Annotated in this window: 19 protein-coding genes; 12 read left to right on the forward strand and 7 right to left on the reverse strand. The window is 63.4% G+C overall.

The features are described 5' to 3' along the window. Position 1 precedes the first annotated feature (1 nt). Entirely contained in the window at positions 2-1,585 is a 1,584-nt protein-coding gene (locus tag HPQ64_RS01090) for an ABC transporter substrate-binding protein (protein WP_172886554.1), read from the reverse strand. 175 nt (positions 1,586-1,760) lie between these two features. On the opposite strand from HPQ64_RS01090, the gene HPQ64_RS01095 reads away from it, so the two are divergent. The 8 genes from HPQ64_RS01095 to HPQ64_RS01130 all read left to right on the forward strand — a co-directional run bounded on the left by HPQ64_RS01095 (position 1,761) and on the right by HPQ64_RS01130 (position 11,230). Next, positions 1,761-2,393: a MarR family winged helix-turn-helix transcriptional regulator gene (locus tag HPQ64_RS01095; RefSeq protein ID WP_172886555.1), complete on the forward strand. Its 633-nt coding sequence runs from the start codon at positions 1,761-1,763 to the stop codon at positions 2,391-2,393. Between the two features lie 16 nt (positions 2,394-2,409). Then, complete coding sequence (locus HPQ64_RS01100) at positions 2,410-3,126, forward strand: creatininase family protein (protein ID WP_172886556.1); 717 nt, start codon at positions 2,410-2,412, stop codon at positions 3,124-3,126. Next, a complete protein-coding gene (locus HPQ64_RS01105; protein WP_172886557.1) occupies positions 3,108-4,127 on the forward strand; it encodes a ketopantoate reductase family protein in 1,020 nt (339 codons plus the stop codon). The genes HPQ64_RS01100 and HPQ64_RS01105 overlap by 19 nt, the downstream gene beginning before the upstream one ends. Beyond that, positions 4,118-4,873, forward strand: a complete 756-nt coding sequence (locus HPQ64_RS01110) for an SDR family NAD(P)-dependent oxidoreductase (RefSeq protein ID WP_172886558.1) — start codon at positions 4,118-4,120, stop codon at positions 4,871-4,873. Before HPQ64_RS01105 ends, HPQ64_RS01110 begins: the two co-directional genes overlap by 10 nt. Continuing rightward, positions 4,870-6,276 (forward strand): dipeptidase, encoded by a 1,407-nt coding sequence (locus tag HPQ64_RS01115; RefSeq protein ID WP_172886559.1) that lies wholly within the window; start codon positions 4,870-4,872, stop codon positions 6,274-6,276. Before HPQ64_RS01110 ends, HPQ64_RS01115 begins: the two co-directional genes overlap by 4 nt. After that, a complete protein-coding gene (locus HPQ64_RS01120) occupies positions 6,273-7,166 on the forward strand; it encodes a DMT family transporter (protein ID WP_172886560.1) in 894 nt (297 codons plus the stop codon). Before HPQ64_RS01115 ends, HPQ64_RS01120 begins: the two co-directional genes overlap by 4 nt. Before the next feature lie 137 nt (positions 7,167-7,303). Continuing rightward, the gene (locus HPQ64_RS01125) at positions 7,304-9,757 is read left to right on the forward strand and encodes a peptidoglycan-binding protein (protein WP_172886561.1); all 2,454 of its coding nucleotides are present in this window, start codon (positions 7,304-7,306) and stop codon (positions 9,755-9,757) included. A gap of 96 nt (positions 9,758-9,853) precedes the next feature. Then, positions 9,854-11,230, forward strand: a complete 1,377-nt coding sequence (locus tag HPQ64_RS01130) for a M20 family metallopeptidase (RefSeq protein WP_172886562.1) — start codon at positions 9,854-9,856, stop codon at positions 11,228-11,230. A gap of 9 nt (positions 11,231-11,239) precedes the next feature. Here the strand turns inward: HPQ64_RS01130 and HPQ64_RS01135 are convergent, their stop codons facing one another. The 4 genes from HPQ64_RS01135 to HPQ64_RS01150 are packed head-to-tail and all read right to left on the reverse strand — an operon-like array spanning position 11,240 to position 14,932. Beyond that, positions 11,240-12,373 (reverse strand): ABC transporter permease, encoded by a 1,134-nt coding sequence (locus HPQ64_RS01135; RefSeq protein ID WP_172886563.1) that lies wholly within the window; start codon positions 12,371-12,373, stop codon positions 11,240-11,242. Then, the gene (locus tag HPQ64_RS01140) at positions 12,370-13,320 is read right to left on the reverse strand and encodes an ABC transporter ATP-binding protein (RefSeq protein ID WP_172886564.1); all 951 of its coding nucleotides are present in this window, start codon (positions 13,318-13,320) and stop codon (positions 12,370-12,372) included. The genes HPQ64_RS01135 and HPQ64_RS01140 overlap by 4 nt, the downstream gene beginning before the upstream one ends. Continuing rightward, positions 13,317-14,267 carry an HlyD family secretion protein gene (locus tag HPQ64_RS01145; RefSeq protein ID WP_172886565.1) on the reverse strand — a complete coding sequence of 317 codons (951 nt, stop codon included), beginning with the start codon at positions 14,265-14,267 and terminating at the stop codon, positions 13,317-13,319. The genes HPQ64_RS01140 and HPQ64_RS01145 overlap by 4 nt, the downstream gene beginning before the upstream one ends. Beyond that, a complete protein-coding gene (locus HPQ64_RS01150; protein ID WP_172886566.1) occupies positions 14,264-14,932 on the reverse strand; it encodes a TetR/AcrR family transcriptional regulator in 669 nt (222 codons plus the stop codon). Before HPQ64_RS01150 ends, HPQ64_RS01145 begins: the two co-directional genes overlap by 4 nt. Positions 14,933-15,054: 122 nt before the next feature. Here HPQ64_RS01150 and HPQ64_RS01155 point away from each other — a divergent pair, with 122 nt between their 5' ends. Next, the gene (locus tag HPQ64_RS01155; RefSeq protein WP_172886567.1) at positions 15,055-16,806 is read left to right on the forward strand and encodes an adenylate/guanylate cyclase domain-containing protein; all 1,752 of its coding nucleotides are present in this window, start codon (positions 15,055-15,057) and stop codon (positions 16,804-16,806) included. A 218-nt stretch (positions 16,807-17,024) separates the two neighbouring features. Next, entirely contained in the window at positions 17,025-17,726 is a 702-nt protein-coding gene (locus HPQ64_RS01160; protein ID WP_172886568.1) for an RNA 2'-phosphotransferase family protein, read from the forward strand. Between the two features lie 19 nt (positions 17,727-17,745). Here the strand turns inward: HPQ64_RS01160 and HPQ64_RS01165 are convergent, their stop codons facing one another. Beyond that, positions 17,746-19,623 (reverse strand): glycerophosphodiester phosphodiesterase, encoded by a 1,878-nt coding sequence (locus HPQ64_RS01165; RefSeq protein ID WP_210260040.1) that lies wholly within the window; start codon positions 19,621-19,623, stop codon positions 17,746-17,748. A 153-nt stretch (positions 19,624-19,776) separates the two neighbouring features. On the opposite strand from HPQ64_RS01165, the gene HPQ64_RS01170 reads away from it, so the two are divergent. Then, entirely contained in the window at positions 19,777-21,120 is a 1,344-nt protein-coding gene (locus HPQ64_RS01170; protein ID WP_172886569.1) for an adenylate/guanylate cyclase domain-containing protein, read from the forward strand. A 194-nt stretch (positions 21,121-21,314) separates the two neighbouring features. Further along, positions 21,315-21,677 (forward strand): YybH family protein, encoded by a 363-nt coding sequence (locus tag HPQ64_RS01175; RefSeq protein ID WP_172886570.1) that lies wholly within the window; start codon positions 21,315-21,317, stop codon positions 21,675-21,677. Positions 21,678-21,756: 79 nt separating this feature from the next. On the opposite strand, the gene HPQ64_RS01180 is transcribed toward HPQ64_RS01175, so the two are convergent. After that, positions 21,757-23,511 (reverse strand): adenylate/guanylate cyclase domain-containing protein, encoded by a 1,755-nt coding sequence (locus tag HPQ64_RS01180; RefSeq protein WP_172886571.1) that lies wholly within the window; start codon positions 23,509-23,511, stop codon positions 21,757-21,759. Positions 23,512-23,951: the final 440 nt, after the last annotated feature.

Here is a 23,951-nt window from a genome sequence, read left to right on the forward strand (position 1 = left end):
GTTACTTCGCCGGCTTGATGAAATAAGCCAGCGTCTCCTCGTCCGCGCGCGGCGTGACGACGACCTTGTCCTTGTCGCCGGCCCACACGCTCTGCAGCACGACGATGGAGATATAGGCGCGGTCGGCCATGGTCTTTTCCATCGCTTCCTCGAAGAGCGCGCGGCGCATGTCGGCGTCGAGTTCCTGGGCGCCTTCCTCAAGCAGCCGGTCGACTTCCTCGTTGTGGTACTCGATCCGGTTGAAGGCGCCCATCTTCACCTCGTCGTCCGGCGAATGGGCGAGCGAGCCGAGCGTGTAGGAAGCTTCGCCGGTCAGCGTACCCCAGCCGTTCATGAAGACGGAGTACTCCTTGCGCGCCTGGGTCGGGAAGTAGACGGTCTTGGAGATCGCATTGACGTTGGTTGCGATGCCCACCTGCGAGAACATCTGGCCGAGTGCTTCGCAGATCGCGCCGTCGCCCGGAAGCCGGTCGTTCGTGCAGTAAAGGTCGATCTCGAAGCCGTCCGGATAGCCCGCTTCCGCCAGCAGCGCCTTCGCCTTTTCAGGATCGTAGACCGGCGCGGGGATATCCTCCGAAGAGCCGAAGAAGCCTTCGGGCATCATCTGGTTGGCGGGCGTGCCGAGGCCTTCCAGAACGATTTCCACCATCGTCTCGCGGTCGATGGCAAGGTCGATCGCCTCACGCACCCGGGCATCGCGCAGCGGATTTTCGGCAAGTTTGCTGCCGTCCTTGGCACGCACCTTCGGCGTGTCCTCGCGCTGGTCGAGCTGGAGGTTCATCACATAGACGGAATCGCCGATGAATGTTTCGATATCCGGGTCGTTGTCGAGCGCCAGATAGTCGGCGGAGGAGACGTAGTTGATCACGTCGACGTCACCGGCCTTGAGGGCGGCGAGACGCGACGCGTCGTCGGAAATCTCCTTGCGCACCACCCGCGCCCAGGGTGCGGGGCCGCGCCAGTAGTCGTCGAAGCGCTCGAGCACCAGGTCGCCCTTCGGCTCCCAGGAGACGTATTTGAACGGTCCCGTGCCGATCGCCGCCTTGCCGGAGTTGAAGCCTTCGGCGGAAGTCTCGGCGGTGGAATAATCCTTCGCCGCGTCGGCTGAGACGATGAAGAGCCGCACGAAGTCGTAGGGAAGCGTGGCCGCCGGGCCATTGGTGTGGATGTTGAGCGTGTAGTCGTCGACGATTTCGACATCGGCGACGCGGCGCACGTAAATCTCGGTCGTGGTCGGGCCGGTCACCTGCGGAATGCGCTCGATGGAGAATTTCACGTCTTCGGCGGTGAAATCGGAACCGTCGTGGAATTTCACGCCCTCGCGCAGCTTGAATTCCCAGGTGTCGTCGTCGACCGGCTTCCAGGAAACGGCAAGCCCGGGCTCAAGCTGCAGGTCGTCGCCGGTCCACACCAGCGGGTCGAAGATGTGTTTCACCGCGTCGGCCTGGGGCCCAAGCGCCGAGTAATGCGGGTCCATGGATTCCGGGCCGCCGCGAACGCCGACCGTGAGTTCCTGCGCGCCAGCCGCCGTTGCAGCGGCGCTTAGCACGGCGGCGAAAGCGAAAGCTTTGGCATGTCTGTTCATGGCGTGATTGCTCCTCTCCCCTCTCGCGGCTCCGTGGGATCGCTTCAAGCCGCCGGACAACAAGTTCCAATTGGATTAATTCCGGATTGTATATTTCCAAATGGAACTTGTTTATCTCACAATGATAGGCCATTCTGATGCCGTCAAGTCGATTTTGAAGTCGGGGTTCTTGGAAATGCGGTCTCGGCAGGGCAGGCGGGTTCGTGACGGTTTCGCATCCGGCGAAACGCCGGATCGGCCGAATGTTGCGGCGAGCAGCCTCGCCTGTGTCGGTGAAGCCGGCGGCCCTTCCTCCGCCTCCGGTCTCGACGCGATGACGGCCGCCAAACTTTGGGAAAATCCCTGCTGGCTGACCTATCGGCTGAATTATCTCGCCCTTCGTTACAATGTGCCGCTCTACAACTGGGTGGAGCGAACCTACGGCCTGTCCCGGCCCGAATATGTCGTGATTTATTCGCTCGGACTGAAGGATGGTGCGCTTGCCCGCGACATCGCCAGTTCGTCCGGTTTTCCGCAGAACACACTGAGCCGTGCGATCCAGAAACTCGTCGGCCTCGGCATGATCGAACGGACCGCGGACGATGCCGACCGGCGTTGCAACGTGCTGCGCCTGACGAAGGAAGGCCGCGCCCTTTTCGAACAATCCCTGCCCCGCTTCGTCGACTTCGAGCAGATGATGCTTGAAGCCCTTGACGAGGACGAGCGCAAGACGCTGTCGGCCCTTATGGCCAAGCTCGTGGTCGCCTCCACCGGCTGGCCCGGCCGCATCGACCCGGAAGAAAACTCTCAAGAAAAATCAGAACGCTAGGGGAGCACGAGAAGCGATGCGCATCAGCGACATGAACTGGATGGATGTCGAAAAAAGGGTCGCCGAGGACGACCGCTGCATCCTGCCCATCGGCTCGACGGAGCAGCATGCGCAGCTTTCGCTTTCCGTCGATTCCATCCTCGCCGAGCGTGTATCGCTTGAGGCGGCCGAGCCGCTGGACATTCCCGTCTTCCCGGTGATGCCCTATGGCCTTGCGCCCTATTTCGCCGCCTATCCGGGCACGGTCACGCTGCGCGTCGAAACGCTCGTTTCGGTCATTCGCGACGTCGTCGCCTCGCTGGAGCGTTCCGGCTTCCGCCGCATCCTCGTCGTCAACGGCCACGGCGGCAACCAGCCGGCGGGCGCCGTCGCGAACGAGATGATGCTGGATTACCCGCATGTCAGTATAAAGTTCCACAACTGGTGGAACGCCCCGAAGGTCTGGGCGAAAGTGCAGGCGGTCGACCCTTCCGGCAGCCACGCCAACTGGATGGAAAACTACCCCTGGACGCGGCTTGCCCATGCGCCGGCTCCTCGCCCCGAGGCGCCGAAGCCCGCGCCCGACATGGTCGCCTTGAAGGCCGCAGCGCCCGAAATCGCACGCGATATCCTCGGCGACGGGGCATTCGGCGGCGACTATCAGAAAGCCGACGAGATCATGCTCGAAATCTGGAAGACGGGCGTTGAGGAAGTGCGCAACGCACTTGAGGGACCATGGCCGATCCGATCCTGATCTGGGGCGCCGGCGCCATCGGCGGCACGCTCGGCGCGTATTGGGCACGCGCGGGCGAGGATGTGCTTCTCGTCGATATCGTCCCCGATCACGTCGAAAAATGCCGCACCCAAGGTCTCTCGATCACCGGCCCGGTGGAAGAATTCACGCAGGTCATTCCCGCCGTCACGCCACAGGAGCTGACCGGCACCTTCCGCCGCATCGTCCTTGCCGTGAAGGCGCAGGCGACCGCCGCCGCAGCACAGGCCCTCAAGCCGCATCTGGCGGGCGACGGCTTCATTCTTTCGGCGCAAAACGGCCTGAACGAGCTTGAGATCGCGGAAACCGTCGGGGCGAAGCGCACCATGGGCTGTTTCGTCAATTTCGCCGCCGACTGGCATGGCCCCGGAGAGATCCTCTTCGGCAATCGCGGAGCGGTCGTCGTCGGCGAGATCGACGGCACGATCCGCGAGCGCACGCAGGAGATGCACCGCCTATTGCGGGTCTTCGAGCCCGACGCGGTGCTCACCGACGATATCTGGGCCTGGCTCTGGGGCAAGCTCGGCTATGGCGCGATGCTTTTCGGCACGGCGCTGACGAATGACTCGATGGCCGAAAATTTTGCCGATCCCGCCCGCCGCCCGGCGTGGCGCGCGCTCGGGCGCGAGGTCATGGCGGTTGCCGCCGCGCGCGGCGTGTCGCCCAACGGCTTCAACGGCTTCGACCCGGCGGCCTTCGCACCGGGTGCGACCGATGCCGCTGCCGACGCCTCCATCGCAGCCCTTGTCGAATTCACCGGCAAGACCGCCAAGACGCACACCGGCATCTGGCGCGATCTCGCCGTCAGGAAACGCAAGACGGAGGTCGATCAGCAGATCGGAAAGATCGTCGAGCTTGCGCGCGAAGCCGGCATCGAAACCCCTGCCCTTTCAGCCGTGGTCGATCTCATCCACGACATCGAGGAGGGCAGGCGCGTGCAGTCGCTTGAAACCCTAAGGGAGTTGATTGCGCGATGCGGCTGAGTTTCGAAGGAAAGCGCGCGCTCGTCACGGGCGCGGCACAGGGCATAGGGCGGGCCATCGCGACCAGTCTCAAGGAAGCTGGAGCGTCCCTCGTCCTGGCCGATATCGACAAGGCGGGCCTTGCCGCCACGGCCGCAAATCTCAAGGCCGATCATCAGGTACTCGACCTTGGCGAGCGTTCCGCCGTCCACGGCCTGATTGACAGGCTCGCCTCGGCCGGCAGAGCGCCCGACATCGTCATCCACGCCGCCGGCGGCACGCGCGGCCAGGCGGGCCGGCCGCTCGAAGAGATCGACGAGGCCTCCTGGCGCACGATATTCGAGGCCAATGTGGATGCCGCTTTCTGGCTTGCCCAGGCCGCAAGTCCGCATATGCGGGAAAAAGGCTATGGCCGCTTCGTGGCGATTGCCTCTGGCGCAGGCTTGCGTCCCTCGCTCACCGGCATTCAGGCTTATACGGCGGCGAAACACGCGCTTGTCGGCCTCGTCAAGCAGCTCTCGCTGGAACTGGGGTCGCACGGCATCACGGTCAACGCCGTCGCTCCCGGCTTCGTGCGCTCCAACCCGACGACGGAGCGCCAGTGGCAGGCCATGGGCGAAGACGGCCAGAAGCGTCTCGTGGACTCGATCCATACGAAACGCCTCGGCACGGCGGAGGATATCGCCGCCGCCACGCTCTTTCTCGCTTCCGATGAAGCATCCTGGATCTCGGGGCAGATCCTCTCCGTCGACGGGGGTCGCTCATGAGCGATCCCGTGCTTGCCCGCCTCCAGGCCGACCGGGAAGGCATCGTCGCGCGCCTCGTCGAATACGCTTCGGCGCCCTCGGTCAGCACCGATCCGGCCTATCTCGACGGCATGAAGGCTGCCCGCGATATCCTCAAGTCGCGCCTGAAATCTGCAGGTTTCAGCGCCGTTCAGGAGCTGCAGGCGGGCGGGCACCCGGCCGTTTACGCCGAATGGCTCGGCGCGCCGGGCAAGCCCACTTTCATCGTCTACGGCCATTACGACGTTCAGCCGCCCGACCCGCTCGAGCTTTGGAAATCGCCGCCGTTCGCGCCGGAAATCCACGATCACCGTCTCTACGGGCGCGGGGTTTCGGACGACAAGGGCCCGGTTTCCATCGCCATCGAGACGCTTTCCGCCTTTCTCGCCGTTGAAGGCCGTCTGCCCGTCAACATCCGCCTTCTGATAGAGGGCGAGGAGGAGGTCGGCAGCGCCACGCTCGGTGCGATCTTGGAAAAGCATCGCGATCTTCTCTCCGCCGATGCGGTCATTTCCGCCGATGGCGCGCGCTGGCGGGCCGATCTTGCCAGCATCAACGTCGGTTCGCGCGGCAGCATGCGGCTGGAAATCGCCATGAGAACCGCAGCGAAGGATCTTCACTCGGGCCGCTTCGGCGGGGCGGTGCGCAACGCGCTCCACGAGATGGCGGCCCTACTCTCTTCCTTGCATCATCCGGATGGTTCCATCGCCGTCGAAGGCTACGTAGATGACGTAGCCCCTCTCGACGATGGCGAGCGTAAACGCATCGCCGCCATCCCCTTCGATGAAGCCGGTTTTTTCGAAGCGATCGGCGCGAGCGCACATGGCGAGCCGGGCTATTCCGCGCTGGAGCGGCTCTGGCACCGCCCGACCATTGAAATCAACGGCATGTGGGGCGGATATCAGGGCGCCGGCTCCAAGACCGTCACTCCGGCAGAAAGCTTCGCCAAATTGACGACCCGCCTTGCGCCCGGTCAGGATCCGGCACGCGCAGGCGCACTGATCGAGCAGCATCTGCGCCGCCATTGCCCCGAGGGCGTAGCGTTGACAGTCGACCGGAACGATCCCGGCACGGCGGCCTATACGGTGCCTGCAGATCATCCCCTGCTCGAAGCGGCTGAAGACGCTCTGGAAACCGCCCTGGGAAAGCCTCCGGTCAGGGTGCGCATCGGCGGCACGCTCCCCCTTTCCGATATCGTGCGGCACGCGCTCAGGCTCGATACGGTGATGATGTCGTTTTCAACGGCGGATGAGGATTTCCACGCCCCGAACGAGTTCTTCCGTCTTTCCGCTATCGACGACGGGGTGAAAGCCTGGGTCGCTTTCCTGCGCCTGCTCGGGCGACAAACACCCGAAACCTACCCGCCGTTCAGGCAAAGCCGTTGAGCGCGCCCGCCACGGCGGCACCTGCGAGCGGCAACCTCAAGGGCGCGCTCCTGCTCATGCTGGCCGCCGCCGTTTTCACCGGCGAAGTCATGCTGGTGCGGCTTGCCGGCGAGACGGCTGCCACCGCGCAGATCGTCTTTTTCCGCGCGCTCGCACAGCTTCTGCTCGGCACCGCGATGGTCGTCGCCTCGCGCGGCACCTTCGCCACCCGGCGCCCTTTCCTGCAGGTCACGCGCGGGCTGACGAGCCTCGGCGTCTGGTATCTCTACTATGTCAGCTTCCTGCTGCTCGATCTCGCGCTTGCCTCCACGCTCACCTTCTCCACCTCGCTTTTCGTCACGCTTCTCGCAGCCCCCGTTCTGGGCGAGCGGATAGGTACGGCGCGATGGGCGGCGACGCTGATCGGCTTTGCCGGTGTCGTCGTCGCCTCGGGCGCATCGCCTTCGTCCGTCGAGCCCGGCGTTATCGTCGGCATCGCCAGTGCCGCGCTCGCCGCCGTGCTCGTGCTGTTGAACCGCATCCTGGTGCGCACGGAAAAGACGCCGACGATCATGTTCTACATCGGCGTCGTAACCGCGCTCGGTACCTTGCCGGTCGCCTGGTTCAACTGGCAGCCTCTGTCGTCTGGCGTCCTCATGCTGCTCGCTTGTGCCGGACTTGTGGGAGCCGCCGGCATGTGGCTCACGATCGAGGCCTATCGCGCGGGCGAGGTTTCGGCCCTTGCGCCCTTCCCGTATCTGCGCCTCGTTTTCGCGGTCGCCGCCGGTTACGCCGTATTCGCCGAAGTGCCCTCCGCGAACACGCTCGCCGGCATGGCGGTCATCGTCGCCACCACGATTTACGTCGCCCGGTCGGAGCGCCGCCGCGGCCTCGCCGCTCCCCACCGCTGACGGAGGAACCCGCCGGCCCTTGCGGGCGGCGAATTCCCGGCGAACGCGCGAGCGATTATTTCTGGCACCGGCCAAGGTGATCGGGCGCACAGGATGTTCTACAATGGGACAGACATCCGAAACGGGGAGATCTGGTCATGCGTTTCATCCCGGAAAATGTCTCAATCGCCGCCCCCCGGGCCTTGCTTGCGTTCACGTTATTGACGGCCGGCCTTGCGTGGCAGGGGCCGCCGGCTTTCGCAATCGATATTTTCGACATTTTCCGCGCGCCGCCCGTTTATGTGGAGCCCGCGCCGCAACGCCAGGCAAACCCGGAGCCGAACCCGCCCGCGCGGTCGCGCCCGGCATATGATGCCGCGCAGGTAACCCGCGTCCAGAGCATGCTCAACGATCTCGGCTACGATGCCGGCCCGGTGGATGGCTTTTACGGTCCTCAGACACGCTCGGCCCTGGCTCAATTCCAGAGCGATTACGGCATCGCCGGAAACGGCAGCATCAATCGCCAGAGCATTTCCACGCTGACCGCAATCTGGCAGCGCTCGGAACCTCAGGAACCGCAAGCTCCGGAGCAAGCGGCGACTCCGGATCGCTCGCCCCCAAAAGCCCCGGAAGGCGAAACCGCGCGCGAGGCGCCGGAGGACCGCACGCAAGGCGGGCAGACGGCGCAGCCGCCCCGGGGACCGTCGGCAGAACCGGCAAGCGTGAAAAATCTATCCGCGGAAGAAGTACGCCAGCTCCTGATCAACGCCAGATACCGCCATGTGCGCGACGATGGAACGGGCGGCTCTTTTTTCCTGAGCCCCGACGGCACGATTTCCTCACACACGGACGGGGCCCCGGTTGGGCGGATGGGCAAATTCGCGATCAGGCCGGACGGGCGGATCTGCTGGGATGTGTCCGGCGTCAAGGGGTGCTTCCGTTACTACAGCGAAAACGGCCAACTGCGCGTGCGCCGGGAAGATGAGGAAAGCACGGTAGAGCTTGGCCGCGTCGTGATTACGGGAAGCACGCTGAGCCCCGGCACAGCCGCGCAAAGCTCATCGGAACCGGAAACCGCACAGGCGCCTGCCCGGCTGACCCGAAATCACATCAGCCAGATCCAGGCCGCCTTGTCGGAAAAAGGCTATGACGCGGGCTCGGCGGATGGGCTGATAGGCCCGAAGACACGTTCGGCCATAGCCGCATATGAGGCCGCGAACGGGCTTCGCGTCACGGCTGAGCCAAGCCCGAAGCTCTATGAGGCCCTGATCCTCGACAACACCGGACAGGCCGGCTTGCGGGCGGATACTGCCGGGGAAGACGGGCAGGCCGGCGAAAAAGGGGCTGCCGTAGCCCTCACGATTCTCGGCAAGCCGTTCAGACTATCGCTCGCCTTCGCGGAAGACGAGCCGGTCTTGCGAGATCCTGCGGAAATCGCGAAACATTTTCCAAAGGACCTTGAGGCTGCCCGCGACGGCGTTTCAGGCGATGACGAGATCCTCGCAATCGTGGAAGAAAGGGCGTGGGCAGGGCAGATACTTTATTGGGAAGCCTTCGAGGCACTTCTTGACGAGCGCATGAGGGGCGTCGCGCGGGAGGACATCAACAGGAGCGAGGAAGACCTTTTCATCGCCTTCCAGAAAGGCCAGGGAGCCGAAATCTCGCCAAAGGTTCAAATGCTCCACGACGAACAGCTTGCGCTTTACCTGGTCGCAAGGGGCTTGCGCGGAAAATCGGGTTATGAGGAACCTTCCGGCGGGACGGATTTCACCATGATGGGTCTGAGCGCCGATGTGCGGGAAAAATTCACGCGCCAGGGTTTCGATCCGCAAGAGTCCTACCTCAACTTTCGCCGTCTGAGGGCCGCTTTCCGGGTTGGCGATGTCGGACTGCTCAACTGGGCGGTCGCCTACCCCGTGAACCTTATCGACGGGGGTAGCCGCAGGGCGCTCAAGAACCGGGCCGATCTTGAAGCCGCCGGCACGGATGTTTTGAACATGGCCCTTCGCGAGATCGTGCTGAAACAGACCTTCGCCGAAATGTTCGTGCGCGATCAGGGCGCGATGTTCGGAAACGGCGAATTGTGGATGACGCCGGCCTGCGAAGAAGGCGCCTGCCAGCGCCTGGGGCTTGGCACCGTAAATGTGACCGGCATCGATGAGCGCGAGCCTATCCCCTATCCCGGTGCGACAGCCGCCGACAGCATATCGGCGGCAGCGGGACCCGGGACCGACGAGCCGGAGGAGCACGCTGCGAAAGCCGCTACCGGGCCGAAGGAGAAGATGAAGCCGGAGCCGCTTTCATTCACGCCGGCCGCGCTATCGGACTATCGATACGCGCTTGCGCCGGCGCTTGACGGACCGGAAGGCATGGAGCATGTGGCCATCGCGCCATTCGACCTCGATGGCGACGGCAAGGTGGAACTCGTCGCAAAGCTCACAGGCTCCCTCTGGTGCGGGACGCGGAACTGCAATTATCAGATCTACGACGAAAACGACGGCAAATGGGAACTGGTGAAACCCTATCTTTCGCCCGACTGCGAACAGACGGTGACGACGACGGTGAGGAACGGCAGGCGTCAGATACGCTCATGCACAGGCAGTTTGTTCTGAGAACGACCCGCGATCGGTCGTTTCGGCCGGACGCGACGGGAGCACCATATGCGATAGAATAGCGGACAGAATCGGCATTACCTCAGGGATTGAAGAATGACATCCAGACACGGAGCGATCGCCCGCGCCGAAGCCTATTTCGACGAAGGAAGTTTCCAGGCGGATCTCGCCCGCCTCGTCGCCTTTCAAACGGAAAGCCAGAACCCGGCGCAGGCCGACGAACTGCGGCGATACCTGAACGAAGCGATCCACCCCTGGCTGACAAGCCTCGGCTTTCATTGCGAAATATCCGAAAACCCCGACCCTCGCGGCGGGCCGTTCCTCATCGGCGAGCGGACGGAGGATCCCGAGCTTGAGACCGTCTTCATCTACGGTCATGGCGACGTCATCCGCGCCCAGACCGAGCAATGGCGCGAAGGGCTGCACCCTTTCCGTCTGGTGGAGGAAGGCGAAAAACTCTACGGGCGCGGCACGGCGGACAACAAGGCCCAACACCTGATCAATCTTTCCGCCCTTGCCTGCGTTCTGGAGGAGCGCGGGCGGCTTGGCTTCAACGTCAAGGTGCTGATCGAAATGTCGGAGGAGACCGGCTCGCCTGGCCTTGCCGACTTCTGCAGCGCGAACCGGGAGCGGCTTTCCGCCGACGTTCTGATCGCATCCGACGGGCCGAGGCTGCAGCCCGAAACGCCGACCATGTTCATGGGCTCGCGCGGCGGCGTGAATTTCGACCTTTCGGTGAACCTGCGTGACGGCGCGCATCACTCCGGCAATTGGGGCGGGCTTCTCGCCGATCCCGCGACGATCCTTGCCCATGCCATCGCCTCCATTGTCGACAGGCGTGGGCAGATAAGGATCCCCGAATGGCGGCCGACGAGCCTCACGCCGGAAATCCGCGAGGTTTTGAAAGACCTGCCGGTCGAAGGCAACAATGGCCCGGCGATCGATCCGGACTGGGGCGAGGAAGGGCTTTCGCCCGCCGAGCGCGTCTTCGGCTGGAATTCCTTCGCCGTGCTTGCCATGAAGAGCGGCGTTCCCGAAGCCCCGGTAAACGCGATCTCGGGCTCGGCAAAAGCGCATTGCCAGCTTCGCTACGTCGTCGGCACGGATGCGGACGATATCCTGCCCGCGCTTCGCCGCCATCTCGATGCCAATGGCTTCGGTATGGTGGAGGTCACGCCCGCCGACCGCCTGTTCTTCCGCGCAACGAGGCTCGACCCGGACAACCCGTGGGTGACCTTCGTCGCGGGCTCGCTGAAGCGCACCTCCGGCAAGGCGCCGCACATCCTGCCGAACCTGGCAGGCTCCCTGCCGAACGACACGTTCTCCGAAATTCTCGGACTGCCGACCGTCTGGGTGCCGCATTCCTATCGCGGCTGCTCGCAACATGCGCCCGGCGAACACGTGGTGAAGGAGACCTGCCGCGAGGCGCTGGGGCTCATGGCCGGCCTCTTCTGGGATATCGGCGAGCGTTAAAGCAGCGTCTCAATCAAGCGTCTGGCGGTAGCGGCTCAGCGCAATCACGATGACGACGGCCGTGATCGCGACGATTGCCGCCATGTCGGAAGTGATGTCGGCAAGGCCGGCTCCTTTTAGCATCACCTTTCGCGTGATCCGCAGGAAGTGCGTGGCCGGTATCGCGTTGCCGATCGCCTGCGCCCATCCCGGCATTCCGGCGAAGGGAAACATGAAGCCCGACAGCAGGATCGTCGGAAGCAGGGTGAAGAAGGAGATCTGCATCGCCTGCATCTGCGAGCGCGCAAGCGTCGAGATCAGGAATCCGACCATCAGGTTGACGGCGATAAAGAGGTTGAAGCCGACGAAGAAGGCAAGTGGACTGCCGAGGAACGGCACATCGAACAGGAGCCGCGCGGCCGCCAGAAACACGGCTGTCTGGATATATCCAACGAGGATGTAGGGGATGATCTTGCCGAACATCACCTCAAGCGGGCGCACGGGCGTGGCAAGCAGGGCCTCCATCGTGCCGCGTTCGCTTTCGCGCACGATCGCCACCGCCGTAATCATGACCATGGTCATGGAAAGGATAATGCCCAAAAGCCCCGGCACGATATTGATCGGCGTTTCGCTTTCGGGGTTGAACTGTCGGTGAACCGTCACCGAAAAGGGTTCGGCGGGACGCGGCTCCGGCTGGCGCGCCCCGGTCAGCGATTGCGCGACAGCCGCATCCACAATCCCGGTCAGCGCCGCCACCGCGCCGCTCGTCGCGGTCGGATCGGATGCGTCCGCGGCAAGCAGGATGTCTGGGCTCAGCCCCCGCAGCACGTCGCGCTCAAAATTCCGCGGGATAACGACGACGAAATTCGCCGTTCCGTCGCGCAGCGCCCGGTCGCCTTCCTCCCGGCCTGTCACGGCGCCAATGAAATCAAAATAGTCCGATGTCCGCATGCTCGCCAGCACAGCGCGGCTGATCGGGCCGCTGTCGTCCATCTGCACGAGTGTGGGCAGGTGCTTCGGGTCGGAGTTGATCGCAAACCCGAACAGCAGAAGCTGCATGATCGGGATGCCGATCATCATGGCGAAGGTGACGCGGTCGCGCCGCATCTGCACGAATTCCTTGATAAGAACGGCGCTGAAACGGCCAAGCGAGAACGAGATCATCGCGCAGCCCCTGCGCCCGCGAAATTGTCCCGCGCCCCGGCCATCAGGTAAATGAAGGCCTCCTCAAGCCCCGCCTCGCGCGCCGTCCATTCGTGCGTGCCGCGTTTCATCTGTTCCTGCGCGACAGCATCGAGGGCCATCTTGTCGGTGCCCGAGACATGCAGCACCGGTCCGAACCGCGCCACCTGGCCCACCCTCTCGTCCTTGCGCAACTCCTCTTCAAGCGCGGAAATATCGCCGCCTTCCACCCGCCAGGTGTGAAGGCCGATGATCTTCGGAATTTCGCGTGCGGGGCCGGAAATCAGCCGTCTGCCATAGGCGATATAGGCGATGAAATCGCACTGCACGGCCTCGTCCATGTAATGGGTGGAGACGAGAACGGTAACTCCCTTAGCCGAAAGCCTGCGGATCTCGTCCCAGAAGTCGCGCCGCGCCTTCGGGTCGACGCCCGCCGTCGGTTCATCAAGCAGGAGAAGACTCGGTTCATGCAGCATGCAGGCGGCAAGCGACATCCGCTGTTTCCAGCCGCCGGAAAGTGTGCCGGCAAGCTGGTCGGCGCGGTCCTTCAGGTCGAGGTCTTCAAGTGCGGCGTCGACGCGGGAAGCGCGGTCTTTCAGGCGGAACATGCGGGCGATGAAGTCCAGGTTCTCGCGGATCGTCAGGTCCTCGTAGAGCGAGAAGCGCTGGGTCATATAGCCCACGTGCTCCTTGATGCGGCGGGACTGGGTCAGGATGTCGTAGCCCAGGCATTCGCCCTCGCCGTCGTCAGGCACCAGCAGGCCGCACATCATGCGGATGGTAGTGGTCTTGCCGCTGCCGTTCGGGCCCAGAAAGCCGTAGATCGAGCCGCGCGGAACATCCATGTCGAAATGGTCGACGACCGTCCTGTCGCCGAAGCGCTTGGTCAGGCCCCTGACCGAAATGGCGAACTCGGCGTTTCCGTTCATTGCTTTCGCACCAGCGATACCGGCTGGCCCGGCATGAGATCGCTTTCGCCGTCGATATGCGCCTCGGCGCGGAAGACGAGCCTTGCCCGCTCCTCCCGGCTGTAGATGATCGGCGGGGTATACTGCGGATCGGTGGCGATGAAGGTGACGGCGGCCTCCAGCTCCGGCGGGCAACCGTCGCAGGCAACTTCGAGCCGGTCACCGAGCTTGAAGGAGATACGCTCGCGCTCCGGCACGAAGAAGACGACCTTGCGCAGGTCCAGCGGCAGGATGGAGAGAACCGGCGCGCCTGCCGTCGCGAATTCGCCGACATCGAAGAAAACATCCTCGACGCGGCCTGAAACGGGCGATGCCATCACCCGGTCGTCAAGGTCGGAGCGGGCCTTGTCGGCCTCGGCGACGGCCGCATCCACGGCGGCGCGGGCGGCGGCAAGCTGGGCATCGCGGCCCGGCAGTTCCGCGACCTGGAGGCGGGCCTTGAGTTCGGCGATTTCAGCCTCGATCTTGTCGAGATCGGCGCGGTGCGTATCGACTGTCGCCTGGGCGACAAGCTCGCGTTCAAGAAGCGAGGTGGACCGGTCGAGCGTCTTTTTCGCAAGCACCCGCTCGGCACGCGCGCGGGCAAGCGAGGAGCGAATAACCTCAAGCTCCGGTTCCCGGCTGCCCGTCTGGAGATTGTCGAGATTGGCGCGGGCTTCGGCGACGCGCGCCTTTGCCGCCTCGAATGCCGCTCGCTGCGCCCGGTCGTCCAGGACGACCAGCACCTGGCCTTCTGCCAGGGCGTCGCCCTCTTCTGCCTTGATGTCGGTGATCCTGCCCGGCATCGAAGGGGCGATATAGACGAAATCCGCCTCCACATAGCCGTTATAGACGGGCTCCGGCACGCCGAAGACGCTTGCGTATAGCGCGGCAAAACCGGCCAGAATCGAATTCAGGATATCGCTCATCGCGCGCCCCCGGTCTCCGGCGCAAGCCCCGCCATGAGGATCGTCAGGTGGTTGTCGACCAGCCGGTCGATGGCAAGGCCTTCGTCCGGCCTGATGCCGAAAACCTCGTCGAGCAGAACATGCATGAAAAGCGGGCCGACTACGGTTCGCACGGTGAGTTCCGGGTCGACGTTTCGAATGTAACCGCCCTCCACGCCCTGCGCGATCAGCCCCGCAATGGCGGGCAGGGCCTTATCGATCACTTCCTCGCGGTACATGCGCGCAATCTCGGGCACAGCGGCCGCCTCGCGGATGACCAGCTTCGGCACCGCGAAGCCGTCCGGCCCCTTTACCGCGCTTGCCACCATCGTCAGGAATTTGCGGATGACGGGAAGCGGATCGCCGCGATGGGCCGCGATCATCTCCAGCGCGCTGTCGGCCACGGGCACCACCGCCCGGCGTATCAGCCCCTCCAGAAGCGCCTTCTTGGAGGGGAAATAAAGGTAGATCGCGCCCTTGGAGATACCGGCCTCCTTCGCGACATCCTCCATGCGCGTGGGCATGAAGCCTTGAAGCGAAAACAGCTTCAGCGCGGCGTCGAGGATATCGTCCGGCCGGGCCTCCGCGCGCCTGCGGAATTTCGGCTTGCGCCCTATGTCCCGGCGATTGGGGTTTTGCTGGCTCATATTTTATTAATAACTGACTGGTCAGTTATTTGCAAAGAAAAATAACGTTGCGTCACAAGAAGCCTCGGAACGATAGACTTTTACCGGGTTCGATAGGAAGATGAGCCTACCGGCGCGCTGCCATGAACGTGCCTGGCGAGGTGAATGTGAAACGCAAACTCGCCGCAATCGTCGCCGCCGATGTGGTGGGCTATTCGGCCATGATGGCCGAAGACGAACCTGGAACGCTTGCAGCCTTGCGGCGTCACCGGAAGGAGACATTTGAGCCCATCGTCGCCTCGCATGACGGGCGCATCGTCAAATTGATGGGTGACGGCGCCCTCGTCGAATTTCCGTCCGTGGTGGAGGCCGTCGAGGCAGCGCTCGCGATCCAAGAGGCGATGGCGGCGGGCGACAGGGTTATCCGGCTCAGGATCGGGGTAAACCTCGGCGATGTGATCGTGGAAGACGAGGACATCTACGGCGATGGCGTGAACGTCGCCGCGCGTCTCGAAAAACTCGCCGATCCGGGCGGAATTTGCATTTCATCGATCGTGCACGAAAGCCTTGGAAACCGGGCGGACGCCACGTTTGCCTACACCGGTTCGCACGAGGTCAAGGGCATTCCGCAGCCGATCCGGGTGTGGCGCTGGCCGGCGGCGGATACCGGGCAGCGTCCCTCCACGCCGCTTTCCCTGCCCGACAAACCGTCAATCGCGGTCCTTCCCTTCGACAACCTGTCAGGCGATCCGGAGCAGGAGTATTTCGCCGACGGAATGGTGGAGGAGATCATTACAGCACTTTCGCGGATAAACTGGCTGTTCGTGATCGCGCGAAATTCCACCTTCACCTACAAGGGCAGAGCGGTGAACGTGCGAGAGGTCGGGCGCGAGCTCGGCGTACGCTATGTGCTTGAGGGAAGCGTTCGCAAGGCGGGAGACAGGGTGCGCATATGCGGGCAGCTGATCGATGCGGCGAGCGGAGTGCATCTTTGGGCCGACCGCTTCGACGGTTCGCTGGAAAACGTCTTCGATCTGCAGGACAACGTGACCTCCAATGTGGTTGGCGCGCTCTCGCCGAGGCTCGAGCGAGCCGAAATCGAGCGTGCCAAGCGCAAGCCAACCGAAAGCCTCGATGCATACGATTACTACCTGCGAGGCCTTTCCGCGGTTCATCAGTGGACGAAAGAGGCCAACGAGGAGGCGCTGGCCTGCTTTTCGAAAGCGGTCGACATCGACCCCGACTTCGCTTCGGCCTATGGCATGGCTGCGCGATGCTATTCCATGCGCAAGGCAAGCGGATGGATGAAGGACCGCGAGCGGGAAACCGCCGAGGCGGTCAGGCTTGCCCGCCGTGCCGCGGCCCTTGGCAGGGACGACGCGGTCGCGCTGTGCACGGCCGGCATAGCGCTTGCTTTCGTCGCCGGCGAACTGGAAGACGGCGCGGCGCTTATCGACCAGTCGCTGGCGCTCGATCCCAATCTGGCATGGGCATGGCTGTTCAGGGGCTGGGCATACGTTTGGGGCGGCAATCCGGAGCCGGCGCTTGAATGTTTCGAAAACGCGACACGGCTTTCCCCGCATGACCCGCACGGCTTCGCCATGTATTCTGCGACATCGATGGCTCATTTTTTCACCGGCAGATATGCCGATGCGCTGGCGTGGGCACAGAAGGCTATCCGCGTGAATGCCCATCTTCTGCTTGCGTGCTGCACGGCCGCGGCAAGCGCGGCGCTACTCGGAGAAGACGATACGGCGGCCGAGGCCATGGAGAACCTGCGCAAATGCGATCCGGACCTGCGACTGTCCAATCTGAGGGACCTGCTGCCAATCCGGGACATTGAGAATTTTTCGAGGTGGAAAGACGGAATGAGACGCGCCGGGCTTCCCGAATAAGCAATCTCGATTCGTAAAATATGAATTACTTCAAATAGATATCAATCAATAACATAAGATTTGACTTTAAATCATAAGAATAGGAACTTCTTATCTCAAAATTTAGCCAATAGTCGAAATCTTCCTTTAAGTAATCTGTGAAACTCTACGACAGAAAGTTTCAATCTTCGAAGAGGCGGGACGCGGCAGAAGGCTGCGTCCGTCGCAAGGGGTATGCGGTGGAGTTTCCAACTCTCCTTTATCACGGCACCAGCGGCGAGTTCGCGCGCAAGGCGTTGCGGGAAGGCCTCAGGCCGCGCTCCCATCTTGCCGACGCTCAGGACAGCGACAAGCTGTCCAATCCCGATTGCGTCTACCTGACCGACGCCTATCCGATCCATCATGCCGCCCTGACCTGCGCACGCCATCGCGACCCTTACGCGGGCGTGCTGGAAATCGACGTCTTGAGGCTCGATTCCTCTCTTTTTCGCGGTGACGAAAGCGTCATCGAGCAGTTGAACCGCGATAGCGATGGCATTGAAGGTTCGCGCGAGGATCGCCTGCGCCATTACCGCGACACCCTGAAGAACGACTTCCACGACGCCGTGCTGACGCTGGACCGTATGGGCACTGTCGCCTATCACGGCCCTATCCCGGTGGAAGCGATCAGCAGGGTCGCGATCCTTCAGGCCGACCCGCCGATCCTGCCGGTGTCCTGGGCAAGGGACATCTCGGTTACCGTCGCAAATTATCATTTCGTCTGGATGCAACAGTTTGCCGTTACCGAATGGGTGATGAACGACCGCTGGCCGCGTTTCGACCAGATGAACGACATCTACCGGTTCTGGCTCGGCGAGTTGACGGACTACAGCAGCCGCCAGGGCATCAAGGTTTCCGAAGCTCCGCGCTACCTCGCACCGGCCGAAGCGGCAAGCGCCTGAGACCGGGAGAGGACTGCCGCTACGCGTCGGTTTCCTCGGCGACGAGGTCGAAACCGCCGATCCGGAAGCGGTCGGAAAGCCACAGCGCCAGCCGCTCGTAGGCCGTCAGCCCGTTGCGCGTTTCCATGACCTGCCTTGCAAGCGCGGGCCTGTTGGTGATCAGCCCGTCCACCCCCATGGAGATCATGCGCGACATCGTCAACGGATCGTCGACCGTCCAGGCGTAAACCTGCTTGCCCTCGTCATGCGCCCGCCTGATGAGGCCAAGCGAAATCTGCCCCGTGTTCAAGGCCAGGAAATCCGCCTCAAGGGCTGCAGGATTCCCGATTGCCGTTGCCGCAAGAACGCCGTAGCGCCAGTCGGGCCGCAGCATCCGCATTTTCCTGATGCCGTCGTACTTCAGCGACATGACGGCGATGTCGTCCGCCATCGCGGTTTCCTCCACGATGCGAACGACACGCCCTTCAAGATCCACGTCATGGCCGTAGTATTTGAGCTCGATGATGACCTTGCCGCGCCCCTTCGCGGCCAGAAGCACCTGCCGCAGGCTTGGCGTTCGTTCCCCGGAATAGGCCGGATCGAACCAGCTTCCGATGTCGATTTCGCCCAGGTCCGCCGTCGTGGCGTTCCACACGTTCAGGCCCACGCCGGCAAGCTTCATGAAGTCGCTGTCGTGGGCGACGACCACCTCGTCGTCGGCGGTTTCCTGGACGTCGATTTCAACCCAGTCGGCGCGGTCTTCCAGCGCCTTTTCCACCGCCGCCATCGTGTTTTCCGGGCGGGTGGCGGCGGCGCCGCGATGGGCGATGACCTCGACGGTGCGCTCCGCGCCGATTTCCTCAAGCAGGTCGCCGGAAAGGTAAATCCCGCCCGCGACGACGGCGGCGAGACCCGCCAGAATGGCGATGCCCGGAACAGGGGCAACAGATGCGCACCCGTTCGCGAAAGCATCGGCATCGACGGCCCGTTCCGTTTCGCCTGCCGTCACGCGAACGTAGACGCGGTTCAGGAGATCGGCGAGCGCGCCGTTCGAGGCGGCCGACAATCCGGCGTTGGCGATCGCCAGTCCCGTCAGGATCGCGATTGTGGCGCTAGCAGCCATGCGAAGGTTGCCGCCAAGAGCACCGGGAATGAGATTGATCAGAACGCCGGCAACGGCCGCGATGGAAAGGCCCAGCGCCGCGCGCATCAGGCCCCAGCAAACAAGCGCCGCGATCAGCCGCCCCTTGTGTCCCGCAAGCCGCTGCGCACTTCGCCGGAAGGCATTGCCCGGCGGCACGTTTTTGAGGAACAGGAGGTGAAGCGATATCGCCCAGCCGGAAAGCTGCCAGACGAGCGTGAGCGCCAGCGCCAGCAGGATTGTGGCGATAACGCTCGCACCCAGCACGAAATCGGCCGGCCAATAGGTGAGATAATAGTTGATGTCGTATTGGCCGAGCGTGACAAGGGCTGTCATGCCGGCCGCAGCAAGGAACGGAAACGAGATCGCGAGAACGCGCAGGATCAGCCGGGCCACGAAGCCGAATAGCGCGGCCGAACGCCGGAATATCAAGCCGAGGCCGAGCGCGATCACCCCTCTCGTGCTGTGTTCGCCCCTCCGGATGATGCCGGTCATGATCGCGATATCGAGGATGGCGGCTGCGATCGTCAGGCAGGCGACGATCAGCGCGGCGGCAGCGCCTGCGGGCGTGAACAGGAACCAGGCGATGTCCTGATCGGTCAGCGCGGCCTGCCCCTGCATGGCGATCGCAGCCGAAAGTGCCAGGCCCGCGAGCGGAACGACAATCGCAAGCACGGCCAGGCGGATCAGGAGATGCGCGACCAGAAACGGCCGGATGAGGCCAAATGCCCGGCGGTAGCAGTTGAATATCTCGCGCACGGGCAACATGGGTTTCATCGCGTTCCGGCCTTTTTGGCGGATAATTGCCCTCGACGCATATCCGTCGCGGGCTGAAAAGGCGCGCTTTCCGGCCAGGGTAGAAAGCGCGGGTTGAATTTTACCTTACCGACGCTGCGTCACTCGTCCATAGTAATATGGCTGGATGCATCCTTGGGCGAGGAGACGACCATTCCCGGGAAACCGAAAAACCGAGCCGAGCCGACAGACCTCGAACAAAGGCTGCGCGACGCCGAAGCAGCGGAAAAGGCGTTGGGCCGCATCATCGAAATTATCGCCGACTCGGCAGGCGATGTGGATGCGTCGATGCAAGCCATCCTCGATGGCGCTCTCGATCTTTGCGGCGCCCAGCTTGGCATCCTTTATCTCTATTCTCCCGACGAGGGTTTCCACGCCGGCCACATGAAGGGGGTCCCGGACGCTTTCGCGGCCTTCCTGCATGAGGCGGGGTGGTTTCGGGTCGATCCCGGTACGGGCCTCGGCCGCATCGAGCGCTCGAGAATTCCCGTCAATATCGAGGATGTCGCGGGAGAGGACATTTACGAAAGCCGCGAACCCTTGAGGGCGGCAACGGTGGAGTTGGGCGGAGCGAGAAGTTTCCTGGCCGTGCCTATGGTTGCCTCGGGGAAGCTTCTCGGCGCCTTCACGATCTACCGGCGGGAGGTGAAGCCGTTTGCCGAATACGACGTCGCCCTGTTGAAGCGTTTCGCCGATCACAGCGTGGTCGCGCTGGAAAACACGCGGCTGATCGAAAAGACCAGGTCGCTTTCCGACGAACTTGCCGAGATGAACCGTTCGCTGCAAAGCCGGGTGGACGCGCAGGTGCGCGAACTTGAGCGGTATTCGATGCTGCGCCGTTTTCTCCCCGGTCAGGTCGCAGACCTTGTGCTGGATGAGGCGAACGAGAAACTGCTTTCCAGCCACCGGCGGAAGATCGCCTCGCTCTTTTGCGACCTGAGGGGCTTCACCGGCTTTTCCGAAACCGCCGAACCCGAGGAGGTGATGGAGGTACTCGAGACCTTCCACAGCCTCGCCGGCAGGATCGTCAGCGAATACAACGGAACGATCACCAATCGCGCCGGCGACAGCCTTATGGTGGTGCTGAACGACCCCCTGCCGGTCGAAAACCCGGCGGATGAGGCGGTGAGGCTCGCGCTAGCGCTTCGCCGCGAGTTGATGCGGGCATGCGGGACGTGGAATGAACTCGGCTTTTCCCTTGGCGTCGGCATCGGCCTTGCGTCGGGTTACGCGACGCTTGGCCTTGTCGGCAGCGAAGGGCAGTTCGACTATACGGCGGTCGGCAGCGTGGTGAACCTTTCGGCACGCCTGTGCGGCGATGCGGAGCACGGCCAGATCCTGGCAGCCGGCAGGCTGGTCGCCGAATGCACCCTGGCGGTCGATTTCGACGATCTTGGAGAACGCGAAGTCAAAGGCGTTACCCGGCCCGTGAAGGTCCTTTCGGTCGACCCTGGCCGCGTAACTGGCGATATTACCTGAGATCAAACCCATTAAAACCACACTCGCCTGCCTGCTTTTCCGTGTATTTCTGAAAAAAACCCTGCGTCAAACGTGTCTTACCTGAATCCGGATGCGCCGGAACTATTAATGCCCTATCCTCGACAAGCGCCAATCCGCGCTTCACGAGCATCATTTTTACCGACGGAAACCATTGAATCGGGAAAGGTTGTCTGATGTCCTTTGGCGATGAGATTGCGAAACTCAGCACTGAATTCACCACGGCCCTGAATTCGAAAAACGCGGGCGGGGTCGCTGCTCTTTATACGAGCGACTGCGCGGTGATGGCCCCCGGCGCACCACGCGTCGACGGCCGGTCGGGCGTTCAGGAGGTTTGGCAGGCCGCGATAGACGCGGGCCTTGCCAATGTCGCCCTCAATACGGTGGAAGTGCAGGACTTCGGCGACACCGCGACGGAGGTCGGAACGCTCAGCGGCTCCTTGGGAGATACCGAGCTTCAGGGCAAATACGTCGTGATCTGGCGCAAGACGGACGAGGGCTGGAAACTCCACCGCGACATCTGGAACTTCGACGCCTGACACCTGCCCTCAGAGGACGGTCCTCATAAACGGGTTAGCAAACCGGCGCGAGCCGGCGCCGGGGTTCGCCGTTTCCCGCTCAAAGAGCGCCCGAGAACCCCGCCTTGCGCAGTCCCTCGTAGAGCTGTTCGCGGTGGCGCGGGTCGGCGTAGGGGTGGCTGACTTCCCGGTAGAGCGCTGCGTCCGCCGGCTCGTTCGCAACCGCTTCGGAAAGGGTGGCGCGCGCCTCTTCGATCCTGCCGAGCTGCCCGAGGCTGGCCGTAAGCAGGATGAGGATAAAGGGAAGCCGGCGCAGCGATAGCGCGCGCTCGGCGTGATACACCGCTTCCTCGTAGTTGCCGAGGTGGTAGTGCGCCTGCGCGATGCGGCTGAGGAACATATAGGCCATCGGGTCGTGCGGGCTCAGCCGCAACGCGGTATGAAGCGGCTCCAGCGCCTCGCTGAAATGGCCTAGGAAGACGCGCACCCACCCGAGCGCCATGAACCCCACGGCGAAGTTCGGGTTAAGGTCGATCGCCCGCTGCGCCTCCGCAAGCGCCTGCTCCAGGCGGCCGTGGATCATATGGCAGCCGAACACCACGTAGCGTGCGTAAGGGTCGCGGTTGTCGAGCGCCAGCGCCCGCTCGGCGGCGGCACACATGGCGGCCCGGTCGCGCTCGATATCGTCGCTCCAGCCGAAGACGCAGCGCGCCCAGAGCGATCGCGCCAGCCCCATGTGGGCGCGGCCGAGGTCGGGGGCAAGCTTGAGCGCGCGCTCGTACCAGCCGATCGCCTCGGTGACGTCTTCGGCGGTTGCGAGAAGATGGTGCCACATGCCGCGCATGCAGCATTCGTAGGCGTCGAGGTTGCCGGTCGGCTTTGCCAGCGCCCGGCGCCCCTCGCCCATCAGGATTTCGGGCTCGATTGCCGCGACCACATTCTGGGTCAATTCGTCCTGGATGGCGAAAATATCGGCGAGATCGCGGTCATATCGCTCCGCCCACAGATGGGCGCCGGTTTCGGCATCGATCAGCTGTCCCGCAACGCGCACGCGCCCGCCCGCCTTGCGCACGCTTCCCTCCAGCACATAACGCACGCCAAGCTCGCGGGCGATCTGCTTCACGTCCAACGACTGTCCCTTGTAGGCGAAGCTCGAGTTCCGCGCGATGACGAAGAACCAGCGGTAATGCGAAAGCGCGGTGATAATGTCCTCCACGACGCCGTCGGCGAAAAACTCCTGCTCCGGGTCGCCGGAGAGGTTTAGGAAGGGAAGAACGGCGATCGAGGGTTTGTCCGGCATCGAAAGCGGCCCGCCCAGCGCTCCGCTCGCGGCCGGGTCGGGCAGTTGCCATCCCACCCCGTGCACGGAAACCGGCCGGGGCAGGTTCTTCAGGCTTCGCTCGCCCAGGTTCGTGAGCGGAAAGTCGAGCTTTCCCTCGATCTGCTCGCGCAGCGCCCCGGAAATACAGATGCCGCCGGGCTGCGCCACCTCCTGCAGGCGGGCTGCGACGTTCACGCCGTCGCCGAGAAGATCGCTGCCCTCCACCACCACGTCTCCGAGGTGAAGGCCGATGCGGAATTCCAGCCGCCGGTCGGGGGGAAAATCCGCGTTGCGGCGGCGCAGCGCGCGCTGGATCATGACGGCGGCGCGCACGCCCTGTACCGCGCTTGGGAATTCGGCGACCAGCCCGTCGCCGGCGGTGCCGAAAATGCGCCCGCCGTGTTCGCTCACGAGGTCGCCGATCACCGGGCGGTAGGCATTGAGCGTCGTAAGCGTGCCTTCCTCGTCGGCGGCGACGAGGCGGCTGTACCCGGCGATGTCGGCGGCAAGAATGACGGCGAGCTTTCGTTCCATTGAAGCCCTCCCTACCGGGAAAGCTTACTCTTAGTGAGAAACGAAAGCTATTTATGCTGCCAAAACGATGGCCTTTCGCGGGAAGCTGCGCATGGGCGAGCGGCCCGTCACCGCTGCCGCATCACGCCTGTCCCTCTGGACAGGATACGGTTTGCGATGCCCGCAATTTTGAATCGAAACCCCAAGGTATCGGAAGTTGGCATTGCGTCTGCCCCATCCCAGACGCGGCGCAGCATGCAATGCTGCTCCGCAGAGCCGGGCCCTAATCCACCTCGCCAAATGCGTCGGTATATCAATTGGTTCTCGGCAGCGATCCTTTGAAATCACTATCGCCCTTGCATGTTGAACCGTGATTGGGCCCCCGCTCGGAGGCGGGAGGGTGACGGTGGAGGGTGGGGCGGGTCTCGTGCTAAGAGCTGCCGGAGATATCGCAACCGGGC

The organism is Hongsoonwoonella zoysiae (assembly GCF_013266695.1).
Taxonomy (GTDB): Bacteria; Pseudomonadota; Alphaproteobacteria; order Rhizobiales; family Stappiaceae; genus Hongsoonwoonella; species Hongsoonwoonella zoysiae.

Bases quoted from the DNA above. Each gene is read 5' to 3' on its own strand.
- HPQ64_RS01090 (WP_172886554.1), bottom strand. From the start codon at position 1,585: ATGAACAGACATGCCAAAGCTTTCGCTTTCGCCGCCGTGCTAAGCGCC.
- HPQ64_RS01095 (WP_172886555.1), top strand. From the start codon at position 1,761: ATGCGGTCTCGGCAGGGCAGGCGGGTTCGTGACGGTTTCGCATCCGGC.
- HPQ64_RS01100 (WP_172886556.1), top strand. From the start codon at position 2,410: ATGCGCATCAGCGACATGAACTGGATGGATGTCGAAAAAAGGGTCGCC.
- HPQ64_RS01105 (WP_172886557.1), top strand. From the start codon at position 3,108: ATGGCCGATCCGATCCTGATCTGGGGCGCCGGCGCCATCGGCGGCACG.
- HPQ64_RS01110 (WP_172886558.1), top strand. From the start codon at position 4,118: ATGCGGCTGAGTTTCGAAGGAAAGCGCGCGCTCGTCACGGGCGCGGCA.
- HPQ64_RS01115 (WP_172886559.1), top strand. From the start codon at position 4,870: ATGAGCGATCCCGTGCTTGCCCGCCTCCAGGCCGACCGGGAAGGCATC.
- HPQ64_RS01125 (WP_172886561.1), top strand. From the start codon at position 7,304: ATGCGTTTCATCCCGGAAAATGTCTCAATCGCCGCCCCCCGGGCCTTG.
- HPQ64_RS01130 (WP_172886562.1), top strand. From the start codon at position 9,854: ATGACATCCAGACACGGAGCGATCGCCCGCGCCGAAGCCTATTTCGAC.
- HPQ64_RS01135 (WP_172886563.1), bottom strand. From the start codon at position 12,373: ATGATCTCGTTCTCGCTTGGCCGTTTCAGCGCCGTTCTTATCAAGGAA.
- HPQ64_RS01140 (WP_172886564.1), bottom strand. From the start codon at position 13,320: ATGAACGGAAACGCCGAGTTCGCCATTTCGGTCAGGGGCCTGACCAAG.
- HPQ64_RS01145 (WP_172886565.1), bottom strand. From the start codon at position 14,267: ATGAGCGATATCCTGAATTCGATTCTGGCCGGTTTTGCCGCGCTATAC.
- HPQ64_RS01150 (WP_172886566.1), bottom strand. From the start codon at position 14,932: ATGAGCCAGCAAAACCCCAATCGCCGGGACATAGGGCGCAAGCCGAAA.
- HPQ64_RS01155 (WP_172886567.1), top strand. From the start codon at position 15,055: ATGAACGTGCCTGGCGAGGTGAATGTGAAACGCAAACTCGCCGCAATC.
- HPQ64_RS01165 (WP_210260040.1), bottom strand. From the start codon at position 19,623: ATGAAACCCATGTTGCCCGTGCGCGAGATATTCAACTGCTACCGCCGG.
- HPQ64_RS01175 (WP_172886570.1), top strand. From the start codon at position 21,315: ATGTCCTTTGGCGATGAGATTGCGAAACTCAGCACTGAATTCACCACG.
- HPQ64_RS01180 (WP_172886571.1), bottom strand. From the start codon at position 23,511: ATGGAACGAAAGCTCGCCGTCATTCTTGCCGCCGACATCGCCGGGTAC.